Annotated in this window: 4 protein-coding genes; 3 read left to right on the forward strand and 1 reads right to left on the reverse strand. The window is 65.7% G+C overall.

Annotation, left to right across the window (positions count from 1 at the left end):
- The 3 genes from AB4Y84_RS15830 to AB4Y84_RS15840 form a co-directional block, all read left to right on the forward strand.
- Positions 1-1132, forward strand: a 1132-nt coding sequence (locus AB4Y84_RS15830; protein ID WP_442250417.1) for a nucleotide sugar dehydrogenase, incomplete at its 5' end; no start/stop codon positions are given.
- Positions 1133-1177: 45 nt separating this feature from the next.
- Complete coding sequence (locus tag AB4Y84_RS15835; protein ID WP_442250418.1) at positions 1178-2800, forward strand: FMN-binding glutamate synthase family protein; 1623 nt, start codon at positions 1178-1180, stop codon at positions 2798-2800.
- A gap of 62 nt (positions 2801-2862) precedes the next feature.
- A complete protein-coding gene (locus tag AB4Y84_RS15840) occupies positions 2863-3324 on the forward strand; it encodes a GNAT family N-acetyltransferase (RefSeq protein ID WP_301867427.1) in 462 nt (153 codons plus the stop codon).
- Between the two features lie 25 nt (positions 3325-3349).
- Here the strand turns inward: AB4Y84_RS15840 and AB4Y84_RS15845 are convergent.
- On the reverse strand, positions 3350-3761 hold a 412-nt coding region (locus tag AB4Y84_RS15845; protein WP_442250419.1), incomplete at its 5' end, for an NAD(P)/FAD-dependent oxidoreductase.

Below are 3761 nucleotides of genomic sequence, written 5' to 3' on the forward strand. Positions count from 1 at the left end.
GGACCACACGCTGGAGATGGAGCCGGACGAACTGGCCAGCGCCACGCTGCTGCGCTACAGCAGCGATCCCGCGCAGCTTGACACCTGCAACGTCTACATCGTCACCGTGCCCACGCCGATCGATGCCTACGAGCAACCGGATCTGGAGCCGCTGCGCTCGGCGACGCGATTGATCGCCAGCCATCTTCGCGCCGGTGACCTGGTGATCTACGAATCCACCGTCTACCCGGGTACCACCGAAGAAGTCTGTGTGCCGTTGCTGGAGCAGGGCTCGGGCCTGCGCTTCAACGACGATTTCTACTGCGGCTACAGTCCCGAGCGGGTCAGCCCTGGCGACCGCCAACGGCGCCTGGCCGACATCCGCAAGATCACCTCCGGCTCAACGCCAGAAGTGGCTGCGATAGTCGACGGCCTGTACCAGCGGATCATCACCGCCGGTACGTTCCCGGTGCCGTCGATGCGGGTCGCCGAAGCGGCCAAGGTGGTGGAGAACATCCAGCGCGACGTCAACATCGCGCTGGTCAACGAGTTGGCCTTGATTTTCGATCGCCTCGGCATCGACACCCAGGATGTGCTCGACGCCGCGGGCAGCAAATGGAATTTCCTGCCGTTCCGTCCGGGGCTGGTGGGTGGCCACTGTATCGGCGTGGACCCGTACTACCTGCTGCACAAGTCCGAAAGCATGGGCTACCACCCCGACCTCATCCACACCGCCCGGCAGGTCAACAACCGGGTGGGCGAGCATGTGGCCAAGCGCGTGCTGGCGATGCTGGCCGAACGTGGTCGCATGCCAGCGCATTCGCGCATCCTGGTGCTGGGCGTGACCTTCAAGGAGGACTGCCCGGACCTGCGCAACAGCCGCGCGCTGGAACTGGCCCAGCGGCTGGCCGGCAGCGGCGCGCAGGTGGACGTCAGCGATCCGTGGGTAGGGCCGGCTGCCATGGCGGACGAGGGCGTGAACTGGCTGGCCGAGCCGGTGGCCGGCAGCTACGACGCGGTGGTGCTGGCGGTGGCGCATGAGAGCTTCAAGGCGATGGACGATGCCCATATCCGCAGCCTGTTGGCGCCCGGTGGGCTGGTCTATGACGTGAAGTCCGCCTGGCCGCGCAGCGTGGTCGACGATCGCCTGTAGGTGCTTGCGCGGTAGACTCGGGGGCAGTTGCAACCGAGGAACGCCATGCACCGGTATATCGTCTACCTGCTCGCCATCCTGATGTTTCCGATCTGCCTGTGGCTGGCCACGATCTGGCCGGCCTGGTATTGGGGCGTCGGCCTTACAGCTGCGATGGTGGCGCTGGGGACCTGGGACCTGCTGCAGAAACGCAGCACCTTGCGCCGCAACTATCCGGTGATGGCGCACTTCCGTTATGGCCTGGAATCGATCGGCCCGGAGATCCGCCAGTACTTCGTGCAGAGTGATCTGGAGGATGTGCCGTTCTCGCGGCAGCAGCGCGCGCTGATCTACCAGCGCGCCAAGAACCAGATGGACACGGTGCCCTTCGGGACCCTGCGCAGCACGTATGCGGTGGACTACGAATGGATCAACCATTCGCTGGCGCCCACCACCATCGCCAAGCATGATTTCCGCGTGCTGATCGGTGCGAACTGTGCCAAGCCCTATTCGGCAAGCGTGTTCAACATCTCGGCGATGAGTTTCGGTTCGCTGTCGGCCAATGCGATCCGCGCATTGAATGAAGGCGCACGCTTGGGGGGGTTCTACCACGATACCGGCGAAGGCTCGATTTCGCCGTATCACCGTGAGAYGGGCGGTGACCTGGTCTGGGAGATCGGCTCGGGCTACTTCGGGTGCCGTGATGAGAAGGGCGGCTTCAGCGAGGAACGCTTCGTTGCCAATGCCAACCACGATCAGGTGAAGATGATCGAGATCAAGCTGTCGCAGGGCGCCAAGCCCGGCCATGGCGGGGTGCTGCCGGCGCCGAAGGTGACCGCCGAGATCTCGGTGACGCGTGGCGTGCCGATGGGCGTGGACTGCGTGTCCCCATCGCGCCATTCGGCCTTCTCCACGCCGGTTGAACTGCTGCAGTTCGTCGCCCGCCTGCGCGAACTGTCCGGTGGCAAGCCGGTTGGTTTCAAGCTGGCCATCGGCCACCCATGGGAATGGTTCGGCATCGCCAAGGCAATGCACGAGACCGGTCTGCTGCCTGATTTCATCGTCGTCGATGGCGCCGAGGGCGGTACCGGCGCGGCGCCTGCCGAATTCGTCGATCACGTGGGGGTGCCGATGCACGAAGCGTTGCTGCTGGTGCACAACACCCTGGTCGGCCTGGACCTGCGCGAGCACATCCGTATCGGCGCTGCCGGCAAGATCACCAGCGCGTTCGATATCGCCCGCACCATTGCGATGGGCGCGGACTGGTGCAATGCCGGGCGCGGTTTCATGTTCGCGCTGGGCTGCATCCAGTCGCTCAGCTGCCATACCGACAAGTGCCCGACCGGCATCGCGACCCAGGATCCGGCACGCTGGAAGCATCTGGATGCACCGGACAAGGCCACGCGCGTGTACAGCTTCCACGAGCACACCCTGCACGCGCTGAAGGAGTTGCTGTGCGCGGCGGGCTTGAACGATCCGGCCGAGCTCGGCCCGGAACACATCCTGCGGCGGGTGTCGCCGGTCGAGATCCGTTCGCTGGCCTCGCTGTATCGCTACCTGGAACCGGGCGAGCTGCTGCACAAGGTGCCCGACCACGCGGTGTTCCATTCGTTCTGGGCGGACGCACGCAGCGATTCGTTCCAGCCGCCACCGAAGATCCAGGCGCTGCGTGCCAGCAAGTCGCGATGACCCGCGTTGCAGGACCGAGCCCATGCTCGACTGCACGAAAACCATCCATGCAAGGAGGCTGCATGCAGTTCAGGACGGGTACCGACGATGATGTGGGCACGCTGTGGGCCCTGCGAACGCGCTGCGTACGTGAGCTGTGCAGCAGCCATTATCCGCCGGAGGTGATTGCACCCTGGTCGGCATCGCCGCCGCCGGTGCAGTATTCGCGGCTGCTGGGGCAGGGCGGTTGCGTCGTGGCCGAAGATGACCGGGGCAATGTGCTGGGGTTCGGTGTGTTCGATACCGAGGGCAACGAGATCGACGCGCTGTTCGTCGATCCGGATCGGGGCGGGCAGGGTATCGGCCAGGCGCTGATGCAGCGGTTGCTGGCCCTGGCCGACCCGACGCGGGAGGTTGTGCTGTCGGCCTCGCTCAACGCCGTGCCGTTCTACCAGCGGCAGGGCTTCGTCGCCGAGCGCGAGGAACTGTATCCGCATCCCAGTGGCGTGGCATTGGCGTCGGTGAAGATGCGCCGGCCGAGGTGAAATTTCCGGCGCTATCGCGCGTTGATCAACGCGTGGCCAACCACGCGGTCACGCCCTCTGCCGCACGCAGTCCGCTGGCATAGCACGCCGTCAACAGGTAGCCGCCGGTCGGTGCTTCCCAGTCCAGCATCTCTCCGGCGCAGAACACGCCGGGCAAGGCACGCAGCATCAGGCCCTCGTCCAGCGCGTCCAGGCGCACGCCGCCGGCCGTGCTGATCACCTCGGCCATCGGCCGCGGGCGCAGCAGGCGCAGTGGCAGGCGCTTCAACGTGGCGATCACCGCGGCTAGATCGTTGCCAGCATCCTTGCCCAGTGTTTCGAACACCAGTGCGGTCTTCACTGCGTCCAGTCCAGCCTGGCGACGCAGGTGCTCGCCGAAGCTTCGCCCCTTGCGCGGCTGCGAAAGGTCGGCCAGCAGCCGTGCCTCGTCGCGGCCC

Origin of the sequence: Stenotrophomonas sp. 2YAF22, from assembly GCF_052114665.1 — a bacterium.
GTDB lineage: Bacteria > Pseudomonadota > Gammaproteobacteria > Xanthomonadales > Xanthomonadaceae > Stenotrophomonas > Stenotrophomonas indicatrix.